General features: G+C 70.3%; 1 pseudogene. It reads left to right on the top strand.

The features are described 5' to 3' along the window. Position 1: 1 nt before the first annotated feature. Positions 2–263, top strand: a pseudogene (locus CCN51_RS60225) (sensor histidine kinase); the annotation flags it as partial.

Below are 263 nucleotides of genomic sequence, written 5' to 3'. Positions count from 1 at the left end.
GCTGCTCGCCCGCAGCGACAACGAGATCGTCGACCGCAAGCCCGTGGACCTCGCCGAGGTCGCCTCCCAGGCGCTGGAGCAGGTCCGTACGGAGGCGCAGGACAAGGGCGTGGCGGTGCGCGGGGTGCGGCAGTCCGCGGTGGTCCAGGGCAATGGTGTACTGCTGGAGCGGATCGCGCTGAACCTCATCCAGAACGCGGTGCGGTACAACATCCCTCAGGGCGGTTGGGTCGAGGTGACCACGGAGGTGCGGGAGGGGGCGG

Source organism: Streptomyces milbemycinicus (assembly GCF_002154605.1).
GTDB classification, from domain to species: domain Bacteria; phylum Actinomycetota; class Actinomycetes; order Streptomycetales; family Streptomycetaceae; genus Streptomyces; species Streptomyces milbemycinicus.
Note: the sequence above shows the minus strand (reverse complement) of the source record. Positions and strands in the feature narration are given on the sequence as shown.